This window comes from Romboutsia sp. 13368 (genome assembly GCF_018336475.1).
Lineage (GTDB): Bacteria > Bacillota > Clostridia > Peptostreptococcales > Peptostreptococcaceae > Romboutsia.
The window spans coordinates 2,049,044-2,049,326 of the sequence record NZ_CP048741.1; the positions used below are offsets into that span (position 1 = coordinate 2,049,044).

General features: G+C 28.0%; 1 protein-coding gene (only partly in view). It reads right to left on the reverse strand.

Annotated features, from left to right (window positions below):
* Positions 1-283, reverse strand: part of the annotated coding region (gene csaB, locus G3997_RS08470; protein WP_296645357.1) for a polysaccharide pyruvyl transferase CsaB (this coding region is incomplete at its 3' end). Its footprint extends 404 nt past the window's final position; 283 of its 687 annotated nt are in view.

Sequence of the window (283 nt, forward strand, 5' to 3'; positions counted from 1 at the left end):
CATTTCATCATGTTGGCCATGCATAGGTACAAACACTACATTAATTCCACTTTCAATGATTTTATCACAAGTTAAAGCTATATTTTTTTGAAATTCGCTATTATTTTTTTTCCAGTCTCTTATACTAACTGTTATATAGTCATTATTTGTATAATATTTAGGAAGCTTAAACTCATAATTTTCAATATTAAACCCCATAACTGGATCCGGCACTATATCTATATCTTTTCGTACGCCGATAGAATTAAGAAGTAAYTTTGATTCTTTATCTCTAATGGTTATA